This is a genomic window from Affinibrenneria salicis (assembly GCF_008710095.1).
The window spans coordinates 130,959-157,392 of the sequence record NZ_VYKJ01000008.1 but is presented as its reverse complement, the minus strand read 5'-3'; the positions used below and the strand labels follow the sequence as shown (position 1 = coordinate 157,392).

The 26,434-nt window shown below is 57.1% G+C and carries 16 protein-coding genes and 1 pseudogene; 8 read left to right on the top strand and 9 right to left on the bottom strand.

Translation table 11 applies throughout. The annotated features are described in order from the left end of the window. Positions 1-274 precede the first annotated feature (274 nt). Positions 275-1,210, top strand: a complete 936-nt coding sequence (locus tag FJU30_RS16160; protein WP_150436009.1) for a 2-dehydro-3-deoxygluconokinase — start codon at positions 275-277, stop codon at positions 1,208-1,210. A gap of 34 nt (positions 1,211-1,244) precedes the next feature. On the opposite strand, the gene FJU30_RS16155 is transcribed toward FJU30_RS16160, so the two are convergent. The 3 genes and pseudogenes from FJU30_RS16155 to FJU30_RS16145 form a co-directional block, all read right to left on the bottom strand. Further along, entirely contained in the window at positions 1,245-2,774 is a 1,530-nt protein-coding gene (locus tag FJU30_RS16155) for a M16 family metallopeptidase (protein WP_150436008.1), read from the bottom strand. Positions 2,775-3,271: 497 nt separating this feature from the next. Beyond that, entirely contained in the window at positions 3,272-4,558 is a 1,287-nt protein-coding gene (locus FJU30_RS16150) for a dicarboxylate/amino acid:cation symporter (RefSeq protein WP_150436007.1), read from the bottom strand. Between the two features lie 436 nt (positions 4,559-4,994). Then, positions 4,995-5,690: pseudogene (locus FJU30_RS16145) on the bottom strand (adenylate/guanylate cyclase domain-containing protein); the annotation flags it as partial. Between the two features lie 790 nt (positions 5,691-6,480). Between FJU30_RS16145 and FJU30_RS16140 the strand changes: the two are divergent. From FJU30_RS16140 to FJU30_RS16110, 7 genes are read left to right on the top strand one after another with little or no spacing between them, the layout of a single operon-like run. Beyond that, positions 6,481-6,975: a cellulose biosynthesis protein BcsO gene (locus tag FJU30_RS16140; RefSeq protein ID WP_191091630.1), complete on the top strand. Its 495-nt coding sequence runs from the start codon at positions 6,481-6,483 to the stop codon at positions 6,973-6,975. Next, on the top strand, positions 6,966-7,769 hold the full coding sequence (gene bcsQ / locus FJU30_RS16135; RefSeq protein WP_150436004.1) for a cellulose biosynthesis protein BcsQ: 804 nt from the start codon (positions 6,966-6,968) through the stop codon (positions 7,767-7,769). The genes FJU30_RS16140 and bcsQ overlap by 10 nt, the downstream gene beginning before the upstream one ends. Positions 7,770-7,793: 24 nt before the next feature. Continuing rightward, a complete protein-coding gene (gene bcsA, locus FJU30_RS16130) occupies positions 7,794-9,905 on the top strand; it encodes a UDP-forming cellulose synthase catalytic subunit (RefSeq protein ID WP_150436003.1) in 2,112 nt (703 codons plus the stop codon). After that, positions 9,902-12,379 (top strand): cellulose biosynthesis cyclic di-GMP-binding regulatory protein BcsB, encoded by a 2,478-nt coding sequence (bcsB, locus tag FJU30_RS16125; protein ID WP_150436002.1) that lies wholly within the window; start codon positions 9,902-9,904, stop codon positions 12,377-12,379. The genes bcsA and bcsB overlap by 4 nt, the downstream gene beginning before the upstream one ends. Before the next feature lie 24 nt (positions 12,380-12,403). Then, positions 12,404-16,408: a cellulose biosynthesis protein BcsC gene (locus tag FJU30_RS16120; protein ID WP_223881614.1), complete on the top strand. Its 4,005-nt coding sequence runs from the start codon at positions 12,404-12,406 to the stop codon at positions 16,406-16,408. Between the two features lie 2 nt (positions 16,409-16,410). Continuing rightward, positions 16,411-16,905, top strand: a complete 495-nt coding sequence (gene bcsD / locus FJU30_RS16115) for a cellulose biosynthesis protein BcsD (protein WP_150436001.1) — start codon at positions 16,411-16,413, stop codon at positions 16,903-16,905. A gap of 23 nt (positions 16,906-16,928) precedes the next feature. After that, positions 16,929-17,924, top strand: coding sequence for a glycosyl hydrolase family 8 (locus FJU30_RS16110; protein ID WP_395858570.1), 996 nt, complete (start codon positions 16,929-16,931; stop codon positions 17,922-17,924). Between the two features lie 467 nt (positions 17,925-18,391). Here FJU30_RS16110 and FJU30_RS16105 read toward each other — a convergent pair whose 3' ends face one another. The 6 genes from FJU30_RS16105 to FJU30_RS16080 all read right to left on the bottom strand — a co-directional run bounded on the left by FJU30_RS16105 (position 18,392) and on the right by FJU30_RS16080 (position 26,402). Then, on the bottom strand, positions 18,392-19,447 hold the full coding sequence (locus tag FJU30_RS16105) for a hypothetical protein (protein ID WP_150435999.1): 1,056 nt from the start codon (positions 19,445-19,447) through the stop codon (positions 18,392-18,394). A 1,031-nt stretch (positions 19,448-20,478) separates the two neighbouring features. Beyond that, the gene (locus tag FJU30_RS16100; protein ID WP_150435998.1) at positions 20,479-21,954 is read right to left on the bottom strand and encodes an FGGY-family carbohydrate kinase; all 1,476 of its coding nucleotides are present in this window, start codon (positions 21,952-21,954) and stop codon (positions 20,479-20,481) included. A gap of 9 nt (positions 21,955-21,963) precedes the next feature. Further along, positions 21,964-22,845: an L-ribulose-5-phosphate 3-epimerase gene (locus FJU30_RS16095; RefSeq protein ID WP_150435997.1), complete on the bottom strand. Its 882-nt coding sequence runs from the start codon at positions 22,843-22,845 to the stop codon at positions 21,964-21,966. Beyond that, positions 22,845-23,891: an ABC transporter permease gene (locus tag FJU30_RS16090; protein ID WP_150435996.1), complete on the bottom strand. Its 1,047-nt coding sequence runs from the start codon at positions 23,889-23,891 to the stop codon at positions 22,845-22,847. Before FJU30_RS16090 ends, FJU30_RS16095 begins: the two co-directional genes overlap by 1 nt. A 14-nt stretch (positions 23,892-23,905) precedes the next feature. Then, positions 23,906-24,895, bottom strand: coding sequence for an ABC transporter permease (locus tag FJU30_RS16085; RefSeq protein WP_150435995.1), 990 nt, complete (start codon positions 24,893-24,895; stop codon positions 23,906-23,908). Beyond that, on the bottom strand, positions 24,888-26,402 hold the full coding sequence (locus FJU30_RS16080) for a sugar ABC transporter ATP-binding protein (protein ID WP_150435994.1): 1,515 nt from the start codon (positions 26,400-26,402) through the stop codon (positions 24,888-24,890). Before FJU30_RS16080 ends, FJU30_RS16085 begins: the two co-directional genes overlap by 8 nt. Positions 26,403-26,434 lie beyond the last annotated feature (32 nt).

The following is a 26,434-nucleotide window of genomic DNA, read 5'->3' as shown; positions in this document are numbered from 1 at the left end:
GAACGTTGTCGTCAGTCTGGGAGACAGCTGTTTTACGATCCGCATCATAAATAAAACATCGTTCCATTTATCTTGATAGCCCATCGCATTATGCTGCGGTAGTCGCCGTTTTGGCGACGCTATATCCCACAGACTTCAGGTAGCGGCACGGCGGCAAGCGCTACCCCGAAAGGCGAGCCTCAGGGATAAGGCCCGGGCGTTCAGCTACAGGCCCGCTGGCGCGCTGAAAGCTGCAGGGTATTCTCCACTTCCCTTTTCAGACAGGCCTTCTGTGATGATAACCAGGAATATCGCCGTGATCGGCGAATGTATGATCGAACTGTCGCAACAAGGTGCGGCTCTCCACCGTGGCTTTGGCGGCGATACTCTGAATACCGCCGTTTATCTTGCTCGCCAGCTCAATCCCGACGCGCTGGCCGTCCATTATGTTACCGCGCTCGGCTCGGACAGCTTCAGCCGGCAAATGCTTGCCGCCTGGCAGAGCGAAAAGGTGCAAACCGGTCTGGTGCAGCAGCTCGACGACAAACTGCCCGGCCTGTATTTTATCGAAACCGACGCCAGCGGCGAGCGTACTTTTTACTACTGGCGCAACGACGCGGCCGCACGCTACTGGCTGGAGAGCGAACGCGCGGCCGAAACGATCGCCCGTCTGCTACAATTCGATTATCTGTATTTGAGCGGGATCAGCCTCGCGATCCTGAATGACGCCAGCCGCGAACGTCTGCTGGAGCTGCTGCGCGCATGCCGGGCCCACGGCGGTAAGGTGATTTTCGACAATAACTATCGCCCGCGGCTATGGCGCAGCCGGGATGAAACCCAGCACGCCTGGCGGTCCATGCTGGCCTGCACGGATATCGCGTTCCTGACGCTGGACGATGAGAATATGCTGTGGGGCGAGCAGCCGGCGGACGCCGTAATTGCGCGGACCCATGAGGCCGGCGTGCGCGAGGTGGTGATTAAACGCGGCGCCGACGCTTGCATCGTCTCAGTCGCCGGAGAACAACGTCAGGAAGTGCCGTCCGTCAGACTGTCGCCGGAAAAAGTGATCGACACCACGGCCGCCGGCGATTCATTCAGCGCCGGTTACCTGGCGGTGCGCCTGAACGGCGGCAGCGCGCAGGACGCCGCCCGCCGCGGCCACCTGCTGGCCGGCACCGTCATTCAGCATCGCGGAGCCATCATCCCGCAGAGCGCCATGCCCGCGGTCTGAGCATTATGGCCGCCGCCGCGCGTCGTCGCGCCGATCAGGGCGCGCTTGCTTCCGGCCCGGCCGGCTGGGCCGGCGGCGGCGTATCCCCGGCGGCTTCCGGTGTGTCCGTCGCGTCGGGCGCTTCCGGCGTCGGCGCGGCCCCCGCAGGATCCGGCGTCATGATTTTCCGGTACTGGTCCTGCAGCGCTTTCATATCCACTTCCGGCTCCCCCTGCGGCTGCAACAGCAGCAGGGTCGCATCCTGCGCCAGTTGCTGCTGCAGTGCCTGATTGAGCATGTTCGGCGTCAGGCCCGACAGGAAAACCTGGCGTAATTGCTGGTACTGCTCTGGCGCGATATCCACCACGCCATTCTGCTGCGAACGCATACGCTGCCTGATCAGGATATCGGTACTGGTTCTGGCATAGGTGGTGAACAGCTTGCTCAGCTCATCGTTTTTGCGCGCTATCAGCGCATCGAATTCCTGCTGCGCCAGACCGTTATCGCGCAAATTCACCAGTTCGCGGGCCAGAAAAGTGAGCCCCGGCTGTATCTGGCTATGGTTCATATCCAGATGAATGGCGCACTGGGCGCGGGTATAAAGTACATTGCAGTCAAAACGCAGGTTGCTGCCTTTCTGCTGATTTTTCGCCAGCGACTGCTGCATATGCCAGAACAGCGCCTCGCGCGCCAGATCGCTCTGCCAGTAACGCACCAGCGCATGCGACTCACGGATCGGCTGCCAGGGACTGTCCCACACCAGCGAAAGCGTACTCTGCTTCAGATTCTCGTTCATCAGGCTGATCGGATGCGGCAATAGCGGCGACAGCGTGGGCACCGGCGCCGGCGCGTCCCGTTGGCCGCTCAGCGCGGAGAAACGCTTGCTGATCATGTCGGTAACCGCACGACTGTCGACGTGGCCCACCACATACAACGTCATGGCATCCGGCGTATACCAGCTTTTATAAAACTGCTGCAGCTGTTGCGCATCGACGGGCGCTTTGATCGACAGGCTTGGGTCATGCGCCAGCAACGTGGAGCCTTTCAAGCGATAGCGCCACCAGGGGTCCTGAGGATTGGCGGGCCAGGCCTCCACGCGGTCCGGGCCGCCCAGCGCCGCCTGGATGTTGCCCTGCTCTATCGGCAGTTGCCCGGCCGTTTCCACCAGCCAGTTCAGCGCTTCTTTCAACAACTCCGGACGGTTATTCGGCAGGCTCAGATTGTACTGGGTAAAATCATAGGACGCGATCGCCGGCGGCGGCGCCAGGCCGTTTTCCGGCGGCCATAATGCCGACAGCTGCGTCGCCGTAAAGTGCTCGCTGTGGGTTAGCGCCAGCCGAGGCAGAAAATGGGCGAAACCCGTTTGCTGCGCACTCTCCACCAGCGAACCGGCATTCACCACCAGACGTAATTCAATCCGATCGCCAGGGCGTTGCGGCGTAGCAAGAAGTTGCCAGGTAAAACCATTATCCAGTTTACCTTGCTGCCAGGCAGGATCGGGCTGCAGTGCTTCGGCCTGTGCGTTACCGCCGGCCACGGCCAGCCACAACCCCCCCGCTAAAAGGCAAATTTTGGTGCCCTGCATGTAAACCCCTACTTAAATGACTATACTCGTCAGACTTCAAGCTGCGGGTGCGTTGGCTGCGCTCAATTATTCGGCCCATCCCGGGCCGCCCTCCCGCGGGGCAACCGCCAGCGGCGCGCAAATCCGCCCCCGGCGGCGTTATCACTCGCCTGCCGCGTGACGCGACGCCTAAACGAACCTCGCCCGTAAAAGGCCAACGCTTTGCGTTGTGCAAAACGATAACGTATTGTCCTGCAACTCGAATTATTTAGAGTATATGGTTGTATCGAAAACAGTTACCTTATGTTCGTCACTGCGTGCCATTTCAACACGTCGTCAATCGACGTAAAGGGCGAAGTGTACCATTCCCTTTGACCGCGCGCTTTTATCTATGTCACCCGGCGAGACGAAATAATCGTATATTTACTAAAAAAGCAGAGAGTTAGCCTACATTATGCGGTGTTCTCCACCATGGAGTCGACCATGGTGGAGATAAACATCGGGGTGAAAAAGCAGGATCAGGGAGCGGGGGTTTCGGTGTTTTTGGCTAATTTATGGCCGGAAAGGGTTATCTGCATCTGTTTCTCATCCAGTTGATTACACCATTTGGCCACCACGATAGTCGCCACGCCGTTGCCGATGAGATTGGTCAGCGCGCGGGCCTCGGACATAAAGCGGTCGATGCCGAGAATCAGCGCCAGGCCGGCCACCGGAAGATGGCCCACCGCGGATAGCGTCGCCGCCAGCACGATAAAGCCGCTGCCCGTTACGCCGGCCGCCCCTTTCGAAGACAACAACAGCACCACCAGCAGCGTGATCTGGTGCCAGATGTCCATGTGGCTATTGGTCGCCTGGGCAATAAACACCGCCGCCATGGTGAGATAAATCGAGGTGCCGTCCAGGTTAAATGAGTAGCCGGTAGGGATCACCAGTCCAACCACGGATTTCTTACAGCCCACTTTTTCCATCTTTTCCAGCATGCGCGGTAAGACGGACTCGGACGATGACGTCCCCAGCACAATCAACAGCTCTTCCTTTATATAACGAATAAACTTGAAGATGTTGAAACCGGTGGCGCGCGCAATGCTGCCCAGCACGAAGATAATGAACAGCAGACAGGTAATATAGAAACAGGCGATCAGCTGGCCCAGTTGCAGCAGCGTGCCTACCCCATATTTGCCGATAGTGAACGCCATGGCGCCGAAGGCGCCGAGCGGAGCCAGCCGCATGATCATATTAATGATGCCGAAAATAACCCGCGAGAAACTGTCGATCACATTAAAAATGATTTTGCCGGCGTTGCCCAGACGGTGCAGCGCAAAGCCGAACATCACGGCGAACAGCAGAACCTGCAGAATATTACCGCTGGCGAAAGCGCCTATCGCGCTGGCCGGGATGATATCCAACAGGAAAGGCACCAGACCCTGCTGGGAAGCCTGGCTGGTATAGACCGCCACCGCCGCCGCATCCAGCGAGGCTGGGTCGACATTCATGCCGGCGCCGGGCTGAACCAGGTTAACGATCACCAGGCCGATAATTAGCGCGATGGTACTGACAATTTCAAAGTAGAGTAATGCCACGGCGCCGGTACGTCCGACCGATTTCATGCTTTCCATACCGGCAATACCGGTAACGACCGTACAGAAAATAACCGGCGCAATGATCATTTTGATCAGTTTGACGAATCCGTCGCCTAATGGCTTCATTTGCGTGCCGAGCTCAGGATAGAAATGACCTAGCAGGATCCCGACGGTAATAGCCACAAGCACCTGAAAATATAAGCTTTTAAATATTGATAATTTCATAGGCGTGTTCCTTTGCTGGAGACACAAGCAGGTGAGTCGGGTTCCTTCGAACCACCCCTTGTGGTTGCGCCGGAAAATAACACCGCAAAAAAAACATGGGAATGTTTTCTAACTTTAGTTTGTGAACATAAGGTTAAAATCAAGAGCTGAATCGCATCATTCACACCAAAGTTAGCAACAATAAATAAATTTCCCTGTAACAGACAAGCAAATTATTCTTTTCGCGGCGCGCTGCCGGCCAGCCCGTTACGCGCCGGCGGCAAGCTCTCATCCGGCCAGATTAACGATCCGTCGCGCAGGAGGTATGCTTAACGGTATAAGACGCGGGACGAACGGTCAGCGCGACGCCGTCCGACGGATATGGCGCCGCCGGCGCCCAGCGGTGCGACAGCAAACGCTGATAGCCTGGCTTCCCGCGAACCGCCTCGCACCGTCGGGCCAGCGTTTGCTGATTGCGATTATAGTTGCGCACCAGCTTGCCCAGTTCATCATCATGGTGCCACGCCGGCAAAGCCAGCTGATGCGATGCGATAGCGTCGGCAGGCAGCGTTTCCAGTTCGCGGATAATAGCCCGCAGCGGGTGCACGATCAGACGGTTAAGGCACCACGAGATCGCCACGGTCAGAATCAGCGCCAACAGCAGATAGGTCGCCAGCATGGTGGAAAACGTGCTGACGATAAACTGGTACATATGGTATGAGTCGGCCTGCAGCACCAAATGCGCCAGCGGTGCCGAATTGACCGCCGGCGGCAGCGAATAGAGCGGCACGGAAATACGGATCGGCAGCTGGAACAAACGGGCTATCCAGCGCGGCACCGGGCGTTCGGTGGGAAAATTCGCGTGCAGCGTCTGGAAATCGCCGGGCAAAACCACCTCCGCACGACCGAGAAAACTCACCGGCAACAGCGTATTCAGAATATTTTCCGTCTGCTGCACTTCCCCCTGCAGGATGGCTTCGGTTAACGGCTGACGCACCGACCAGGCGACATTCTCCAGCTGGCGGGCATAGTCATCCCGACGCTGATTAACAAAATGCAGCAGTTGGATCATAATGAAAAAACAAATAGTCACCATCGCCACCGCAGAGACCAGCGTCATCTGTTTAATGGTTAAGGAACGTCTGATCCGCAAGCATATCCTCCGTAAAACGCTGAGATAGCGCGCCCGACCGCTTCTTCGCCCGCCGACCGGTTTGTTGCGCTAATATATTGACAGCGACTCCAGCGCCGCCGGCCCGCCCCCGTCTATACCCAAAGGCTGACAGCAGGAAGGCGAGACGACCGCCCTCCCCAGAGCGCTAAGCTAACGACGTAACCGGGAGCGAGCGAGACGAGCCAACACGCCTGCAACCTGAAAAGTGATAAGGTACAAACCCCGCTAGTATACCTTGCGGATCGCGTAGTTTTCTCGTCCTATCGGCAGGATTTCATCTTAATCCTAACCGACCGATCAGAATCAAACGGTCAACCCCTCGCGCCGGCGATAAAAAAGCCGAAAAGTCTCCGGCCTTGATTATCAAAACAACAGGTTATTGACTATGCTTATATTCAGTGAACTTTTGGATACAGGCAGGCGACGGATGAAAAAATTTTCATTCAATTATTAGAATATGTGAACAAACTGACGAAATCCGCCGGGAGATTTTAAACCAGCGAACGATGGCAGGAACGGCACTAATAATAAGTTAAGCCGATACAATCACGGTCTGAAGATAAAGACCAGCGCGCTAAAAATCAGAATTATCACACCATTAAGCACCAGAGGTTCAACCGTAATGTATGTTATGTTTTGATATATATAAAATCATGTTTCTTTGTAAGGATTGAGAAAATAAAACTGCAGGGAAATATAAAGCTCTGCTATATCCCATCCTTTGCATAGGACATTAATGATAATCTATACATGCTTCTCTGGATGGCATATGAATAAATATGACGATATTAAGCAATTCAAAGAAAAGCTGAATCTGGAACATATTGATTATAAAGACACATCGGAAAACGATGTGCATGCCCCGTCACAAGAGTGGGCGATTCTAAAGCAGGTTGCCGGCGCGAACGGCGTCGCCGATGACGCGGCGCGGCAGAGAACAGGGGGATTCCCGGCGATCCCGGTTCCGGTAAATAAGGAAGAATTCCGTTCGGCGTCCCTGCTGCAGGCGGTCAGTCAGCAGTTGCCGGCCGACCGGAATGCAGCCGCTCATGCCGCCGAACGGCCAACGGCGCCGATAACGTCACGCCAACCCGCGCCGGCATCGGCAACAACCGACGCAGCCCCCCGCAACGCCGATAACGCCGATGAAAAACCGCGTTTTCGGCGCCTGTTCAGACAGAAAAGCAGCGCGGTAGATGAAAATGACAAACGACGCAATACGCCGCTGAAATCACTGTTAGAGACCATTGCCTTATGCCGTTAGTGTGTGTGTGCTCTCCCAAAGGGGGCGTAGGGAAAACCACCGTTGTCGCCAATCTGGCATGGACGCTGGCCAGCAGCGGACTCAAGGTGTTGGCCGTCGATTTTGACGTACAGAACGCACTGCGTCTGCACTTTGGCGTGCCGATGTCAGACGGGCGCGGATATGTGGCGCAGGCCACGACCGCCTCCGACTGGGGGCAATTTATCCTCAAAGCGCACTCCAACCTGTTCGTTCTGCCCTACGGTGAAACCACGCAAGAGCAGCGGGAAACCTTCGAACAGGCGATCGGCAGCGACGAACATTTTATCCAGCGCGGTTTGAACAGCGTGCTGAGCTACCCCGATATGGTGGTGATCGCCGATTTCCCCCCCGGCCCGGCGCCGGCGCTGAAAGCGACTCGCGAACTGGCCGATATGCACATCGTGGTCATGCTGGCGGACACCGCCTCTCTCTCGTTGTTGCCGCAGATGGAAAACCACCAGTTTCTCGGTTCGCCCCTCAATAGCCAGGGGCAGGAATATTATATCGTGAACCAGAGCGACATGCGTCGCTCGCTCAGCCGCGATGTCACCCTGTTTTTCGAACAGCGTCTGGGCGATAAGCTGCTCGGCACCATCCACCGTGATGAATGCGTACCGGAAGCCAATGCCTCACAGCAATCCATTCACCAATTTAGCCCGGTGTCAGCGGCCGCCTTCGATATTGATCTGATCAGCAAGAAAGTCGCGGCCATTCTGGGCGTCAATGTCGGGGGTGGGGAATTTTATTCTGCGCCAAAACACAGCCTTTACTAATTACCTTATCAGGCAAGTCAAAAAATGAATAAATTCCTTTTTTCATTGCTGATACTGCTGCTGTCGCCGCTCATTCTGGTCATTATTATCACGCCAATGGATAGCGACAAACAGTTCGTTTTCGGGATTATAGCGATTGTCACCGTCTTTTTTCTCGGGCGGTCGCGCAGTCGAAAAACCAATATCATTATCATGGTAATGTGTTTTTTAATGTCTTCGCGCTATATCTACTGGCGCGCGACCGAGACGCTGTATTTCAACTCCCTGATCGAAACGGTTTTGGGGATCGGGCTATTCCTCGCCGAGCTGTACGCGTGGACCATGATGATCCTCAGCTATGTGCAAACCAGCTGGCCCCTGCAGCGCACCATTCAACCACTGCCGGAGGACACCCGGCTGTGGCCGACGGTCGATGTTTATATCCCCACCTACAACGAAAGCCTGAGCGTAGTGCGCGATACCGTATTGGCTGCGCAATGTATTGATTACCCCAGGGATAAAATCAAGGTCTATCTGCTGGACGACGGCAAGCGCAGCGAGTTCGCCGTGTTCGCCGCCGATGCCGGCGTGGGCTACATTACCCGTAACGATAACAAACACGCCAAGGCCGGCAACCTGAATCACGCCATGACGCTGACCCAGGGCGAATTGATCTGCATTTTCGACTGCGACCATGTCGCCACGCGTGCGTTTCTGCAGGCCACGCTGGGCGGCTTTCTGACCGACCCGAAGCTGGCGCTGATTCAAACGCCGCACTATTTCTATTCGCCGGACCCGTTCGAACGCAACCTGTCCGTCGCGCGCCACATCCCCGGCGAAAACGACCTGTTTTACGGCCCGATTCAGCAGGGCAACGATAACTGGGACGCTACCTCGTTCAGCGGCTCCTGCGCGGTCATTCGCCGCAGCGCGCTGGAAGAAATCGGCGGATTCGCCGTTGAAACGGTTACCGAGGACGCCCACACCTCGCTCAAACTGCAGCGACGCGGCTGGCACGCCGCGTTTCTGGCCATTCCGCTCGCCGCCGGGCTGGCGACGGAACGCCTGGCGCTGCATATCATTCAGCGCACCCGCTGGGCGCGCGGCATGACGCAGATCTTCCGGCTGGATAACCCGCTGCTGGGCCGCGGGCTGAAATGGCAGCAACGCATCTGTTATCTCAACTCCATGCTCTACTTTCAGTACGGCCTGCCGCGGCTGGTGTTCGTCACCGCCCCGCTGGCTTACCTGCTGTTTAACCAGAATATTATCGCCTCCTCCGCGGCCATGATTTTTGCCTATGTGCTGCCGCATTTGGTGCTATCGATCTACGCCAACTCGCGCATCAACGGGCGCCATCGCTACTCGTTCTGGGGCGAAATCTACGACACGGTGATCATGTTCCATATTATTATCCCGACGCTGGTCACGCTGTTTTCGCCCAAACGCGGCAAGTTCAACGTCACCGATAAAGGCAGGCTGCTGGAGGAGGGTTACTTCGACTTCAATATTGTGCGGCCGCACATCATCGTGACCGCCCTGCTGATCCTGGGGATTATCTGGGGCGGCGTGCGTACCCTGATGGATCACTATATCGGCATGAATCCGCAGGTGATTTTCCTCAATGTATTCTGGGCTGGCTTCAATGTGCTGATCCTGCTGGCCGCTATCGCCGTCGCGCGTGAAACCCGTCAGGTGCGGCAGACCATTCGTATCGATGCCCAAATCCCGGCCATTGTCCATTTTGCCAGCGGCATTTCGCTGCGCACGCATAGCCTGAATCTTTCCATGGGCGGCGTCCGGCTGGCTACGCCCGACGGGCGCTATAAGACGGACGAGATCGAAGAGGTCGAACTGCTGCTGCAGTCCGGCGCCGTCTGTATTCCGGTGCAGGTTATCGACGCCACCGACGAGATCCTGCGGCTGAAGTTTGAGGATATGCCGCTGTCGAAACGGCGGGAGCTGGTGCGCGTGGTGCTGACTCGCGCCGATGCGTGGCTCGCGCCTCCCTATCCGCCGGATAACCCGATCAAAGCGCTGCTCGGCATTATTCGCTGCGTGCTGGAACTGTTTTGGTATGCCATTCGCGGCAACAAACATCCCGCGACGCCCGCCAGCCAGACGGCTAAAACCAGCACGCAGGGTGATACGGTATGAAGGGGCATCGACTACCGTTCAGCGGACGACCGCACCCATCGCGGCTGTGCCGCACGTTGCTGGCAGTCTGCACGCTAGTCGGCGCTCCGCTGCTGCCGGCCCAACAGCCGGCGTCGCCGCCCGAGACGATGTCGGCCGTCGCGCCAACCCTGCCGCCCGATTTTCCGCCGCTGCCGCCGCTTAGCGACACCCCAGGCAGCCCGCAAACGCCGGCGCAACCGGACAGTCTGCAGAAGAACGTCATCCCGGCCGCGCCGCTAACGCCGCCCGCCCCGGCGACGCAAAGCAACGACGGCGCGGGCGCGGAACGACTCAGCCAAATCGACAACTATACGATTACCGTTGCCGATATGGGACAGCGCGATGGCCTCACCCTGAGCGGCGGCCAGATTCAGTCCGGGATCCGGTTCACCCTGCCCCATGGCCAGGTGGTAACCCAGGCGAAGCTTTATCTGGTATTCAGCGCCTCCTCCACGCTGGCGGAGGAAGGGAATCAGCTGTATCTGATGCTCAACGGCCAGCCGCTGGGCAGCATCCCGCTGGCCGAGTCCTCATCCGCCCCGAACACCTACGAGCTGGATATTCCGGCGGCAATGGTGGTCAGCAATAACAATCTCAGCTTCAGCCTGCATAATCAGACCGATTTGCTGTGTGCAACAAGCGACGATGCTCAGCACCAGATCAGTATCCTGCCGGAAACCCGCATTGAGCTGACCAACCAGCTCCTGAATATCGACAAAGACCTGGGCTACTTCCCGCGACCTTTCTTCGATCCGATGGTCATGGGCAAAAGTGCGATTCCGGTGGTGTTCGGCGCTCATCCCTCCGCGTCGACCATCACCGCCGCGACGATCGTCGCGTCTTTCCTCGGCATTCACGCCAACTATCGCGATGTTTACTTCCCGATTTATCAGAACCGGCTGCCGGAAAACAACGCCATTGTCTTCGCGATGCCCGGAGAAAAAGTCGCCGATCTGACCATGCCGGCCAGCGACGGTCCGGCGATTCAGATCATCGATAACCCGATCAATCCGATTTATAAACTGCTGCTGGTCACCGGACGCAATGAGGAAGAGCTTCGCCAGGCGGCTTACCGGCTGAGCACGGCGCGGCTGCCGTCCGGTCAGGACCGCCTGCGGGTCCAAAGCCAAACCATCCCGCAGCGCCAGCCCTACGACGCGCCGCGCTGGATCAATACCGAACGACCGGTCACCTTTCGCGAACTGGTCAACCAGCCGGACGACCTGACCGCCGAGGGGCTGTATCATGACAGCATCCATATCAATTTCCGCGCCGCGCCCGATCTGTTCATGTGGGACGGACAAAATATTCCGGTACGCATCAATTACCGTTTCCCGACCGAAAGCTGGATCGACGAAGACGCGTCGCTGCTCAACGTTTCGTTGAACGGCACCTTTTTACGCAACCTGCCGGTGAATAAAATCGGTCTGCTGGAATCCGCCTGGCGCCGGCTGGGCGGCGATACCCGCCAGGAAAGCTATGGGCTGGAGCTGGCGCCATACCTGATTTATGGCGACAACCAGATGGAGCTGTACCACAACATCAAACCTAAACCGGGCACCCCGTGCGAAGTGCTGCGCAGCGGCAACATTAAAAGCACGATAGACGGCAGTTCCTCGATAGACCTGACGGGTTCCCACCACTTCTCTATGCTGCCTAACCTGTCGTACTACGTCGGGGCGGCCTTTCCGTTCAGCAAAATGGCCGACTTTTCCCACACTCAGGTGGTATTGGCCGCAGAGCCCAGCGCGGCGGAGATTAGCACCCTGCTCAATCTCGCCGCGCGCGCGGGCAACTCGACCGGCCTTGCCATTAACCATGTACAGGTAAACCTGGGCCTGTCGGGCAATCTCTCCACGCTATCCGATAGCGATGTGCTGGTCGTGGCCTCATTGACTCAACGCGGGCTAATGCGTCAGTTGCTACAGCAGTCGCCCTATAATATTGGTGATGCGCGGCTATCCCTGAAAACGCCGTCGATGCACGACAAACTCAGGCGCTATTTATCCGGCCAGTGGTCGCAGCAATACCTGACCGCCGACCGCTATCTCTCTTCAATCGGCGGCTGGCGCGGATTCCTCAGCTTTCCATCGCCCTGGGCGAAGAATCGCCTGGTGGTGGTGGCTACCGGCAGCAACGATGAGCAGATCGAGCAGATCGATAACGATCTTAATCTGACGAAGATTAACGCCGGCATCCGCGGCGACATGGCGGTCATCACCGCCGATGGCGGCGTTAAAAGTTTCAGCGTCAGCCCGCAGTACCCCGGCGGACAAATGCCCTGGTATCTAATGATTATCTGGTATGCCAATCAACACGTGGTGATCCTGTCATTATTCGCCGTGTTGATTTCCGTGTTGCTCGGCATTCCGCTGTACCGGCTGCTGAGTCACCATGCGCAACAGCGCCTGGCCCGGCAGGATCATAACAATACGCCCGACCGGCCCGTTTAATCAGCCTACGCGCAGGTGCCAATAATGATAAAAGCGAAGCAAAAAATGGGATGGAAAGCGCGCTGTCTGACGATGGCCGGCATGGTCATGCTGCCGCTTATCGCGCCGGCCGCGGAGAACAGCCCGGCGATTAAGGCGCTGCTGGATCAGGCGGCGTACTGGCACGAAAAGACCCACAGCGACCTGGCCAATGAGGCGCTGAATAAGATTCTGGAAGTGGAGCCGAAGAACACCGATGCGCTGTACCTGCTGGCGCTGTACGCTCAGCAAAACGGCGACAGCGCCGCGGCGCAGTCCTGGCGACAACGGCTCTCCGCGCTGTCGCCAGGCGACAGCCGGCTGGACGATTTGGATAAAGCGCGCGCGCTGACCTCGGTTCCGCCCGCTCAGCTGGCCAGAGCCCGCCAGCTGGCGGCTCAGGGCGACCTCGCCCGCGCCATCAATAGCTATCGCGCCCTGTTTAAAGGGGACCAGCCGCTGGATAGTCTGGCGGTCGAATATTATCAGACGATGGCCGGCCTGCCCGCGTCTCGACCACAGGCTATCAGCGGCCTGCAGCGCTGGCTGACCGCCCACCCCGGCGACAGATCGGCCCAGCTGGCGCTGGCGCGTATCTTGACTTACGACGAAACAACCCGGCGCGACGGCGTCGGCCGCTTAGCCGCGCTGGCGGCGCAAAACGTTTCCGGGGCCGATCCTGCGCTGAAGCAGGCGCTGATGTGGATGACGCCGCAGGCCGGCGACGAATCCCTTTATCGCGACTACCAGCGGCGTAACCCCGGCGATCAGGACGTCCTGGCGCACTATGAACGCAATCTGGCGGGCATCGGTCTGGGACAGGCGTACGCCGCGCTGCAGAGCGGCGATCTTCGTTCGGCGAAGAACCAGTTCGATGCGCTGCTGGCGCAGAAGCCGCAGGACGCCGACGCGCTGGCCGGGCTGGGCTTTATCGCGCTGCGCAACGAGGACTTTATCGGCGCGGAAAATTATCTCAACCAGGCGATTAACATCGGCGGACCGAACCGTGAACGCTGGCTGGCGCTGGCGCAGGACGCGCGCTTCTACGCCGAGCTTAATAAGGTGAAAATGACCGCGGCCAGCGGCGCGCTGGATGAGGCGCTGGCGCTCAGCGTCCCGCTCAGCCAGCAAAGCGGCGAGCACGGCGTCGCCGCCCAATTGCTGCGGGCCGATCTGCTGCGGCGCAAAGGCGATGCGGCAGCGGCGGAGCAAATCTACCGAACGATCCTTGCCGACTCGACCGGCAATAACGATGCGCGTCTCGGCCTGTACTACAGCCTGCAGCAGCAGAAGAAAACGGCCGAAGCGCAGCAGGCATTGCAAAGCATTCCCGCCAGCCTGCGGCCGCAGAGCGCGGCGGGCGCCGTCAGCGTTGAACCGCTGCGCCGGGACGCGGCGCTGGCGCTGCAGTCCGGCAACGTCGAACGCGCGCTGACGCTGCTGCAGCAGGCGCAGCAAAGGCAGCCAGCCAACCCGTGGGTGCGGCTGGATATCGCCCGTATTCTACAGCGGCAGGGCAACGACGCGCAGGCGCAGGCCATCATTATGCCGCTCGGCCAGCAAGGCGCCGCCGGCGAAAGCCTGTACGTGGCCGCCCTGTTCGCCGCCGAAAACGCGCGCTGGCCGCAGGCCAGCGCGCTCATGGAACGCATCGCTCCCGCCCGGCGCAGTCGGGAAATGACGGCGCTGGCCAGACGGGTGCAATTTAATCAGAATATGGCGCAGGCGCGCAGCTACCTGCAGCTGGGCAACCGATCGGCCGCCGCCGCGCTCCTGCGCGAGCTGGCCCGGACGCCGCCCGACGCGCCGGCGGATCTCGGTAATCTGGCGCTGGCGCTGCAGCAGGCCGGCGACAGCGCCGGCGCGGTACAGCTGGTGCGGCAAAATATGCAGAGCGGCGTGCAGGGCAACGCCGGCGACTATGCCGCCCAGCTTAACGTACTGAACCAGGCGGGTCTGACCGCGGAGGCCGACGCCTGGCTGAACAACCCCGCCATTCAGAGCCGCAGCTCGCCGGTGGATATCAGCCGGTTGCGTACCGGCTCCATTATCAACGAGGCGGATACGCTGCGCGAGCAGGGGCAATACGCTCTTGCCTACGACAAACTGATCGTCGCACTGCAGCAGGATCCCCAAAACGATGACCTGATGCTGGCGATGGGCCGGCTGTATCAGTCCGGAAAAATGAACCGGGAGGCCGGCCAGGTCTACGATTACCTGCTGCAGCGCGATGCGCAAAATCAGCAGGCGCGCGAAGGCGCGGTGAACGTCGCGCTGGCCAATAACGATACGGCGCGGGCGAAAACGCTGATGGCCGGCATGAGCGGACCGCGCACGCCGGAACGTCTGCTGCTGGCGGCGCGCGTGGCGCAGGCGGAAGGCGACCGTCAACAGGCGCTGGCGCTGCTGCGTTCGGCTAAAGGACAGATGATTGGGCTGCAGGGCGCCGACAGCAACGCCACCATCGCCGGTCTGCCGATCACCGACAACCCGTTCATCAATCAGCAAACCCGCACCAGCCGCAGTCCGTCGGCCTACGGCGTCGTGCTGCCCTGGCAGCTGTCTCAGCGCCAGGCGGACAGCCGCTACGATCTGCATAGCGGCGCGCCGCAAACCACGGCCGGCAGCGCGGAAGACTCAACGCTGCGCCAGGTCGATCGCCTGCTTGACGAGGTACAGGGACGCGAAGCCAGCTGGGCGCAGGGCAACGTCAGCGTGCGCGGGCGCGACGGGGAAAACGGCCTGAGCAAGCTGACGGAAGCGAAAGCGCCGCTCACGCTATCCGGCGTGCCTTTCGACACTTCGCGCCTGAGTTTTACCGTTACGCCGGTGACGCTGAATGCCGGCACGCCGACCGGTACCACCAGCAACCGCTTCGGCACCGGCGCGCTGCAGCAGGCCAGGATGGCGGAATCGGCGACTGAAGCCTCTGCGCTGGCGGCGACGGAATCGGCGCAGGCAGCCGTAGCGGCGGATACCGAGTATCAAACGCTAAAAAGCACCCAGGATACGCTCTGCGCGACCAGTTCCACATCGACTGAATGTCTGGAAGCAACCAGTGCAGCAAGTACAGCCTATATAGCTAAACAGCTGGCTGATAGTAACGTGACCACCGCGCAAACATTTGGTCCCGACGATTTCAACGCCGACTCGCCCGGCGCGCAAAAAGCCAATGGCGTTGAGCTGAGTCTGGCGCTGGCCGGGGACAGCTATAAGGCGGATATCGGCACCACGCCGTTGGGACAGGAGATGAGTTCTCTGGTGGGCGGCGCGCAGTGGTCGCCGAAATTGAGCGACTACACCACGCTCACCCTGAACGCCGAGCGGCGCCCGATTACCGATAGTCTGCTGTCATATGTCGGCGTGCGCGACAAAATCAGCGGAAAAAGATGGGGCGCGGTCACGCGCAACGGCGGCAGCGTCAACCTCGGCTACGACAACGGCGACGCCGGCTTCTACACCGGGTTGGGCTATTACAGCTACCTCGGCGATAACGTCGCCGGCAACAAGGGCCTGACCACCTCATCGGGCGTCTATATCCGCCCTTACCGCTATGACGACCGCGAACTCAAACTGGGCGTCAACGTCAGCTATATGGATTTCTCCAAAAACCTGAGCTATTTCAGCTACGGCCAGGGAGGTTACTTCAGCCCGCAGGATTACATCAGCGTATCGTTCCCGATGGAATACAGCCAGCGGTACGATAACTGGAGCTATAAACTCAGCGGGTCCGTCGGTTATCAGTCATACTCTCAGAAAGAGAGCGCGTACTTCCCGAACAATCCGGCGCTACAGTCCGAACTGGAGACGCTGGTCGCCGCGGGTTATGGCTCGGAAGCCTGGTATCCCGGCCAGAGTCAGAGCGGGATTGGCTATAACCTGAAGGCCGAGGGAAGCTACAAACTCAATAAAAATATGATAATAGGCGGGCAAGCCGGCTACGACACCTTCGGCGATTACTCCGAAAGCACGGCCCTGGTCTATTTCAGGTACTTACTGGATGGGAAATAACTATGCAAGCGTATGACCCCGTGGCGCAGCAGCTTGAGTATTATCAATACAGACAGCAGAAGCCTGGCTGGCAGGATCTGTTGCAGGTCGTTTTCTCGGGCATTTTTTCCGATGCGGACGAAGCCGACGCCTGCGCCTTTCTGCGTCTGACCGGTAAACAGTTTGCCCGCCGCTATCCGCTTGCCGCCAGTCTGACGCTGGGCGAACTGGAAGATCGCATCAATCAGCGGCTGGCCGAATTCGACTGGGGATTTATCAGGCTCGAGCCGGCAGAGCAGGAATTAACGCTGCTGCACCAGGCGTGGCCGGCGCTGCTGCCGTTCGACCAGCAGCAAAACGAAGAACAGAGCTGGCGCCGGGCTTTCACCTGCGTGCTGGAAGGCATCTATAGCGAGTGGCTGCAATCCCAGGGCGGCCATCCGCATGTCGCCGTACGCTGGCAACCGGGTAACGTTTCAGGGCATACTTTAATCTTCCTTTACAAAAGCGGCTTGTAACGCCGGGAGAAATGGTAATGCCCATGCGATGGATAAAAGCAATTTCGTTATTACTGTTGTGGAGTTGCCTGTCCTGTTCCGCTCTGGCTCAGGATAACGGCTGGAGCCAGTTTAAGCAGCGCTTTATTCTGCCGGAAGGCCGGGTCGTGGATACCGGCAATAATAACATTAGCCATACTGAAGGACAGGGCTTCACCCTGCTGCTGGCGGTCTTTAATGACGACCCGTCCACTTTCGACAGTCTGTGGCGCTGGACCAAAACCACGCTATACCAGCCGGACAGCGGCCTGTTTTACTGGCGCTACGAGCCTGGCGCGAAAGAAAAAATCGCCGATAAGAACAACGCCTCCGACGGCGATACGCTGATTGCATGGGCGCTGCTGCTGGCCGCGGATAAATGGCAGGTGCCGGAATACCGCAGCGAATCGCGCCAGATTCAGGTGGCGCTGATTAAACATACGGTGATCTCGTTCGCCGGCTATCAGGTCATGCTGCCCGGCATGAACGGTTTTAACCACACCAGCACGATCGTTCTCAATCCATCCTATTTTCTATTTCCCGCCTGGCAAGCCTTCTACCGCGACAGCCACCTGAAAGTGTGGCATGACCTGCAGCAGGATGCGCTGCGCCTGCTGAGCCAGATGTCCTTCGGACAGCCGCCATTGCCCGCCGACTGGGTCACGTTGAGTATTGACGGCAAGATGACGCCGGCCGCCGGCTGGCCGCCCCGTTTTAGTTTCGATGCGGTTCGCATTCCGCTTTATCTTCGCTGGGCACGGGCCGACGAACACGCGCTGGCGCCGTTCCGCCTTTACTGGCAGCGCTTCACGCGCGAGAAAACGCCGGCGTGGATCGATGTGACCAGCGGAGGAAAGGCGGAATACCCGCTTCCCGTCGGGATGATGGCGATTCGCGACATTACGCTGGGGCAGGATAGCCAGGTCAGCGACCAACTGCAGCAGCAAGAGGATTACTATTCGGCCAGCCTGCATCTGCTGGCCTGGTGGGCGATCCGCTAGCCAATTTCAACAAACCGAAATGAGAAATGCCGATTTATCGACAGACCCGCTGCTGTCTGGCAGATAAGGAAAAATCGGCGTTAACCTCTGTGCATATTTCTGGCAGGATATGCCGCAGGACAAACCCAGTCTCAGCGCATAAACCGTCCACGAAGCCACGGAGACCTCTGCCGCCCCATAACGCACTATCCACCTGCCGGAAAGACGTCGGGTACAAACATAAACAATAAAACAGTCGGCATACTCAGAACGGATTTTCTGTTTTTTCAGTCGGCAAGACAGATCGCTGGTTTGATAAAATGTATACTATGATCAGGCTGACCAGGCTCAGCGCCCCCCCAATATCGTTTATCTTTTTTCTGTTGCCGAAATCTATTGCGAATTGTTGCGCCTTGCCTGTATCACATCGTTCGTGAATAACAGAGAGCAATGTCGACCACCAGACATCTATTAGGTATGGATATTGGTCAGCCTTTAATTTTCAAAAAAATAAAAAACTTAAGTAAGATCTGAATAAATTTATGTTTGGACAAAGTGTTCAACACGCTCCACACACAATAACTCACCACAACTTTATGATAGTGGGGAGAACCATGTTCATCATTCAGCGACAGAACGTCAGAATTCTTTGCTAAATTTTTTAAAAAACACGCCTCATCACATGAAATTATTTCATCCTTTAGACTTTGAACGTAAAATATTTTTGAATATGTCGTCTCATCTTTAGTAAGGTGAAAATTTTCATCCATAAAATCAAAAATATCGCCATCATTACCTATCTCCTTTTTTATATTATAACATATCGTTTTTTGAGTTATTTTGGGCAAATCATCAAATATATCTTTATCATGATACAAAGCATTTAATGGTGTTCCAACCATCGTTATCCCTTTTATCCTGTCATCAGTCAGATTATTTTTATATGCGATAAAACCACTGAAGCTTAACGCCATCAAATGACAATTTATGTTTTCATTATCCTTACATACGACATCTAATATATCAGAGTACATGCGAAAAGATGCCTTGCCATAACTTAAACTATTTTGCCCCACACCGGGCATTTCAGCGAGGACAACTGTGATTTTAAGCGCAGAAAAAATTTTCACCAATTTAACCCACTGCTCCTTTAGTGATATAATCCCTCCGGTAATAATTACGATATCGGTAGCGGAAGACTCTTTAAGATAAAATATTTGCTTTCCATCAGAAGCCTCAACTCTTTTTAACAAACCACTTTTCACATATAATTCATCGAATATAGCCAAATAATTCACATAAGCTCTGTTTTGAACTTCTGTTTCCGGAAAAGGGAATCTGGCAAGATTATAAAAAACCCCTGATTTAACAAAATCACCTTTGATATAACAATCATTAGCCATTTTATAAAAAATCGTGCTCCATCCATCCTCTGAATCTTCTCCATGTTTTTTTATTCTTTCTAATATTTCTTTTGTTTCATTATATACACCAAGTATTTTAGAATGTAGTAACACAAACTTTTTAGCTTCATCTATATACATATCATTCCTGTATCCATGTAATAAAAATCAGATAATTAAAACAGAGTCATCCATAGTTTTTTCTGGCTGCGCCGCCTTCCACCATCAATGATATCAGGTTCCCTGCTGGCGGCTCTTTCAGAGTTTTACACAAAGTAATTAAACTATTATCTAAATCTGAGTTATCAATAAAAAGACCGGCAAACCAAACGCCTTTGAAAGTTATGGCAACCCTGATGCAAACAGTCTGGTTATATACTGACAACAACACTTTCGATAATGTGCAATATTTCCTATACTCCAAAGGAGAGATTTTAAATCCAATATTTTCATCATTGATATATGGTAAGATAGAATAACTTAGCGGATTAATGTAATTGTCACCCGACGTGATTATTGACGCACTATGCCTTTTCATGAAATCTAACAATAGATGCGATAAAAAACCCCCCTCTGTCATCTCATGACGACACATTATAACACTGTTATATCCCACATCCGGCGGCTAAAATCCCTCAAAGTAAAGGTATTATTTGATTTTTTTGTGAATTTCATTATTTTTAGTAATACATACCGTTTTGCCAGCCGCTCAAATAAAAATACCGGTGACATAACATACAGAAAAAAATCTGACATTTATCGAAATTACCATATTCTCACCATTACACAGGAACATGGCGAGAAAAGTGGTCATAGAGCCACAACCTCCGAACATGATAACGTAACCCAATTTCACAGCACTACCACTAAAGAGGTTATATGAATACCGCTCCAGTCGCGCATCTGGAAAATATACGGCCAACAAAGACGCATAAAGCAGGATAGCATGATCAGCGAACAAACTGTCAGCTTTGCTAAATTTAGCAGATTTAATAACGAATCAATTCATCCGTTTCTATTATAGAATCGGACTAACCAAATGATGGATACAACATAGGCCATTTCTGGCACGAAAATTCTCAGCGAATATCCGGCTATCATACCGTCGTGCTGTATAACCCCCCCTTCATCCTGCAACCAGTTGGCGCTTGTATCCTAAACTACCCCGACGCTCAAACCTCGCTCAACGCGTGCGCCACGCGCTTGAAACGTTCAAAACGCTGCCTCAATACCTGGTGCTTCGCCGCGTCGGGTTCGAGCCGGATCAGCGGCGCGCGGCCGGCCTGCATCGCGCCGGCGAAATCGGTAAAATAGCCGCTGCCCACGGCGGCGCAAAGCGCCGCGGCCCGGCAGCCCGACTGCTGGACGTCGACGATCTCCAGCGGGAGGTTGCCGGCGTCGCAAAACATGCGCATCCAGATCGGCGAATGGGTTGGCCCGCCGGAAAACCGAACAACCTCCGCCCCGCCGTCCAGCGCCTGAATCCTGTCCTGATGCAGCAGATGTGAAAAGACAATACCCTGATAAATGGCGTACACGATATCCGCCGTCACATGGTGCCCGCACAATCCCAGCAGGCCGCCGTTCAGACGGGCATCAAAGTTTGAACCGTAGAGCCACGGGAAAAACAGCAGCTCCTCATTCTTCCGGTAGCCGCTCTCGGCCCAGCCGTTCAGCGTCTGATAGCCGTCGGGCAACGCCGGCAGAAGTTGCTTAACAAACCAGGCCAGATTGCTGGCGGATGTGGGGCTGCCTTCGTGGACGAAATAACGCCCAGGAATGCAGTATTTGCCCCAGACATACGGATATTCCGACGGCACCACCCGGTCAAAGACGCGGGTGGCAATAGACCAGGTGCCGGCCACGGCGCTCAGCGTCCGACTGTCCTGCACGCCGGAGATCAGGGCGGCGCCCACCACGTCGAACATGCCGCAAAAAACCGGCGTGCCTGGCCGCAGACCACACAGCTCGGCGGCCGGGCGGGTGACATAGCCGGCGAGATCGGCGGAATGACGGATCGGCGCCGTTTTATCCGCGACGTCGTCGATGCCAAACAACGCCAGCAGATGGGGATCGAAGTCGCCGCTGCGCTGATTAAACAAATTGCTGCCGGAGATATTGGTTTCCTCAACTGCAAACTCACCGGTCAGGCAATAGCGCAGGTAGTCGTGCGCCATCAACACATAGCCCGCGCGTCGATAGCTGTCGCCTTCATTCTCCTTCAGCCAGCGCAGCAGCGCCGCCGGATGAGATGGCCACAGCTGCTGCAGGCTGGCCGGCCAGGCCTCGCGCTCCCGGCCTTCGTCGCGCCAGCGTTTAACCAGCGCCTGGGCGCGCGAATCGGAAGAGACGATGCCGTTTCTTACCGGCCGGCCCTGCTTATCCACCAGATACAGCCCCTTGCCGTGCGCCGAAAAACTTACGCCGCGGATATGCCCGGGCGCGATGCGGCCTTCGCTCAGAGCCTGACGGATCACCTGACAGGTGGCCTGCCACAGCTGCGTCATATCCCGTTCGCAGAACCCCATCTGCGGGCTCAGCAGCGGCAGCTGGCGTTCTGTCACCACGATCTCGCGCCCTTCCGGCGTATAGATGCCGGCCTTCGTGACGGTTCCGCCCAGGTCGATGCCCAAAAAATAGTGGCTCATGTGTGCTCCTCAGCCTGCGTCCGGCGAATGGCGGGTCTGCCAGCCGGCCAGGCGCATTTGCTCTTCGATCCAGTAACGGGCATGGATAATATCCAGCAGCGGCTCGGCGGACTTTTCCGTCCACATCTCAACCAAAAAGGCGCCGCGATAGTTCAGGCGGCGCAACGTTTTAAACAGGCCGACGAAATCGACGCAGCCCGCGCCGAAAGGCACATCGCGGAACTGGCCGGGGGAATCGCGGGTGACCGGCAGCGTATCCTTGAGATGAAACGCCGCAATGCGATCGATGCCGCGCTCCAGCTCGCTTTCCACGTTATTTCCCCAGGCGGAAAGGTTGCCGATATCGGGATACACGGTGAACCACGGCGAGTTGATTTTGGCGTCCAGCGCCCGCCATTTGCCGATCGAATTGAGGAACGGCGTGTCCATGATTTCGAGCGCGCACATCACCTGGGCGGCGGCGGCTTGCTCCACCGCCCAGGCCAGCCCGTCCTCAAAACGGGCAATGGTCCCGGCGTCCTGCGGCTCATAGTAAACATCGTATCCGGCCAGTTGAATGGTGCGGATGCCCAGATCCTGCGCCAGCGTAATCGCCTGCTGCATAATCTGCCGCGCGCGGGCGCGCGTTTCAGGCTGACGGCTGCCGAACGGAAAGCGCCGGTGCGCGGACAGGCACAGCGAAGGAATACGCACGCCCGTCTGTTGAATCGCGGTGATCACCGCCATGCGCTCGGCCGGCGTCCACGCCAGGCGGGCAAGGCGTTCATCGCTCTCGTCCACCGACATCTCGACAAAATCAAACCCGCTGGACCTGGCGATCGCCAGCTTCTCCAGCCAGCTTGTTTCTTTGGGCAGCGCCTTTTCATAAATACCTAATGGATGACTGCGCATTATTTTCCCTCGCGAGTAGCCAGATGATGCAGATATTTGATGCGGTTGCGTTTCATGGCGCGCTTCGCCAGCCACTTATCCTTCAGGAAACGGAACCCCAGCGAGCAGATCAGCGTGATGCCCCAGACGGCCAGGTTAAAGTGCAGACTCACCCCGAGCAGACTCAGACCGGTGGCGATTACCTGCAGCACCAGCAGCGCGCAGAACACATGGCTGACCCGTCCCTGGCCGCCAAAGGGGTTGGTTCCCCCCAGCACAATCGCCAGCACGGTCAACAGCAGATAAGAGTCGCCGTACCCCATGCGGGCCGAATTGAAACGCGCCATCATGATTAAACCGGCCAGCACGCAGAGCAGGCTGGAGATCGCATAAATCACGATCATCACGCGGTCGGTGCGTATCCCGCTAAACCAGGTGGCGTTGATATTGCTGCCGCACATGTAAATACTTTTCCCCGTCTGGGTTCTGCCGAGGAACACGGCCAGCACCAGCGACGCGACGACGAAAATAATCATCGGCACCGGCACGCCGAGCACCACTTCGGCGCCGATGCCGCGCACGATCGGCGGCATGCCGCTCAGCGCCGCGCCTTTGGTCAGGTACACGCCGATGCCGCTGATAATGGTCATACTGCCCAGCGTCACCAGGATGGGATGCGCGCCGATGCGCGAGATCATCAGCCCGGTCAGCGTGCCGATCACCATGGCGATCAGCGCGGCGCCGGCCAACGCGATCAGCAGCCACGCCAGCTGCGTCAGCGTTCCGGCATCCGCCGGCACATAGCGAATCAATAACCACGCCATAAACAGGCTGGTCAGGTTCGCCGTGCCGATGATCGACAGGTTCAACCCGCCGCTCAGCATCGGTACGAACATGGCGAAGGTCAGCAGCCCCAGCTCCGGCAGCTGAAAGGCGATGCTCAGAAAGGTATTTTCGCTGAAGAAGCGGCCGGGCATCGCCAGCGTGAAGGCCAGCGTCGCCAGGCAGCAAATGCCCAGCAGCCCGGATATCGTGCCGTCAACGGGTAAATATCGATTTTTTTTCATAGCAGACGCTCTCATCAGACAAAGCCAACATCCGTTTCTTTGCGCTTCTTGTAATGCGTTACGCAAATTGCGGCGACAATCACCACGCCAATAACAATATTGACGAAGTAGCTTGAGACGCCGACGAGGTTAAGGCCGTTTTTCAGGATGCCGATGAGAAAAACGCCCATCAGCGTGCCGGCCACGGAGCCGCGCCCGCCGGACAGGCTGGCGCCGCCCAGCACCGCCGCCGCCAGCACGTCCAGTTCGCCGCCGACCAGCGCGTTCGGCACCACCTCGCTCATGCGATACGCCTGCAGCATGCCGCCGATCGCCGCCGTCGCGCCGAGATAGCCGTAGGCGAACAGATAAATCAGCGCCACGCGGATGCCGATGCGCCGCGCCGATTCCGGGCTGCCGCCCACGGCGTACAGCTGGCGGCCGATATGCGTCTTGTTGAGCAGCAGCCAGGTCAGCGCGGCGATGCTCAGCATGACCAGCAGCGGCAGCCCGAGCTGGTAACTTTCGCCGTCGTAGGTGAACGGCAGCACCGTGCGCTGGTCGATCCACCAGTCCGGCAGGTCATAGATACTGTGACCGCCGGTAAGCCACATCAGCATGCCGAACAGCAGCGACTGCATGCTGATGGTGATAATGATGGAGACAATATTGAGGTAATGAATCAGCACCGCGTTGATTACGCCCAGGGTAATCCCGACGCCGAGCGCCACCGCCAGGCACAGGGCGGGACTGGCGACGAGATGATTAAGCAGCAGCGAGGCCACCACGTACTGCACCACCGAGGCGACGGCGGCGAACGAGATATCGATCCCGCCGGTCACCAGCACCACAAACAACCCCAGCGCGAACACGCCGGTCACCGCGTAACTCTCGGCTAAATCGAGCAAATTCTGGATAGAAAGAAATTCGCGGCTCAGGGATGAAAACAGCGCCAGCATGATGACAATCACCCAGCACAGCCACCCCTCTACGGATTGTGGTTTAAGCCTGTTTAAATTAGCCATTGATCGCCTCCGCCAGCTGTTGTTCCGTAATCTGGCCGGGTATTAACTCATTGATGATCCTGCCCTGCTTCATATGCAGAATACGGTCGCAGTTGTAATAGACTTCCGGCACCTCGTCGGAGATCAGCAGTACGGAAATACCCACGCCGGACAGCCGGTGAATCAATTTATAGATACTGTCTTTGGCACCGATATCGACGCCGACGGTCGGCGCGTCGAGAATCAGCACCTTTGGCCGGGTCAGGATCCATTTCGCCAGCACCACCTTCTGCTGATTGCCGCCGGACAGGGTGGAGAGCGGGTTATCCGGATCGGTCACTTTGATGTCCAGATCGTGGATCCACTCCTGCACCAGCGCGTCTTTGCGGTCTTCATCAATCAGGCACCAGGGCGTACGGATGCGTTTGAGAATCGACAGCATCATGTTGTCCGCTACCGACTGCTGCAGCACGGCGCCCAGCGTCAGACGGTCTTCGGAAACATAGCCGATGCCCAGTTCAATGGCGTGGGTGTTGTCCCTGATGCGCACCTGCTCGCCGTCGAGCCAGAGGGCGCCGCGATCGGGCCGGGTGATGCCGAACAGGCTGAGCGCCAGCTCCGTCCGTCCGGCGCCCAGCAGACCGCAGATGCCCAGCACCTCTCCGCGGCGCAGACTGAAGGAAATATCTTCGAACTGGCCTTTGCGGCTCAGCCCATTGAGCTGCAGCACCACCTTGCCGTTCTCCGCGTTGGGCAGCTTTTTCTGATGCACAATCGACAGCCCGGTCATCAGCTCGGTGATACGCAGCGGCGTCAGCGCCTGAGCCGGCCAGGTGCCGATTTTTTCGCCGTCGCGTATCACGGTGATGCGATCTGAGATCTCTTTCACCTCGTCGAGACGGTGGCTGACAAATACCACGGTAATATTTTTATTGCGCAGATAGTTCACCGTGCGCAGCAGCTGATTTACCTCGGTGCGGGTCAGCGAAGCGGTGGGTTCATCCATAATAACCAGCCGCGCGTCGGCCACCAGCGCGCGGCAAATCGCCACCTGCTGGCGCTGGGCGATGGGCAGGTGCTGGACCAGCACGTCGGGATCGATATGAAATTTCAACTCATCCAGGATGAGGCGCGCCTCGCGCTGAATTTTCGCCTTGTTGAACCAGCCTAAATAACCTGTCAGGTTGCACTCGAAGGCGATATTTTCCGCCACGCTCAGATTGGGGAACAGCGACAAATCCTGATAAATCACCTGAATCCCCAAATCTCGCGCGCGGTCGGGCGTCAGGCGCGCATGGCTGACGCCGTCGATAATGATCTCGCTGCCGTCGTCCGGGGTATACACCCCGCTGATGGCCTTAATTAAGGTGCTTTTGCCGCAGCCGTTCGCCCCCGCGAGACAGTGCACTTCCCCTTTATTCAGCGTCAGGTCGATGCCTTTGAGCGCCTGGTGCCCGCCGAAGCTCTTCGAAAGCGCTTTCAGCACCAGCAGCGGCGTGTCTTTCTCTGTGTCGGAAACCGGAGTCATAATACTTTTCCCCGCAACGTGATTAACAGAAC